The organism is Kitasatospora sp. NRRL B-11411, assembly GCF_000721345.1.
Lineage (GTDB): Bacteria > Actinomycetota > Actinomycetes > Streptomycetales > Streptomycetaceae > Kitasatospora > Kitasatospora cineracea.
On sequence record NZ_JOGH01000333.1, the window covers coordinates 1 to 314 of the forward strand.

Annotated in this window: 1 pseudogene; it reads left to right on the plus strand. The window is 77.7% G+C overall.

Annotation, left to right across the window (positions count from 1 at the left end):
• Positions 1–314: pseudogene (locus IH44_RS0140225) on the plus strand (FAD-binding protein); the annotation flags it as partial.

A 314-nucleotide genomic window follows, 5' to 3' on the forward strand; every position in this document is an offset into this window, starting at 1 on the left:
CAGGGCCCCACCGGCCCCGTCGCCACCCAGTCGGTGTTCGCCGCGTCCTTCCAGGTCACCTCCACCGTCACCACCGGCGCCCCGGTCATCACCGTCAAGCCCAACAGCACCGCCCCCGAGCCCGCCCCCGCCGCCGGCACCGTGCAGAACGTGGCCGTGGCGCTGACCGGAGGCGCGGCCACCGTCACCGCCCGCACCCCGCGGGTGTCCACCGGCCGCCCCGAGCTGACCGAGGCCGCCATCGTGGTCTCCGGCGGCCGCGGCGTCGGCGCCGCCGACGGCTTCTCCGTCGTCGAGGACCTCGCCGACGCCCT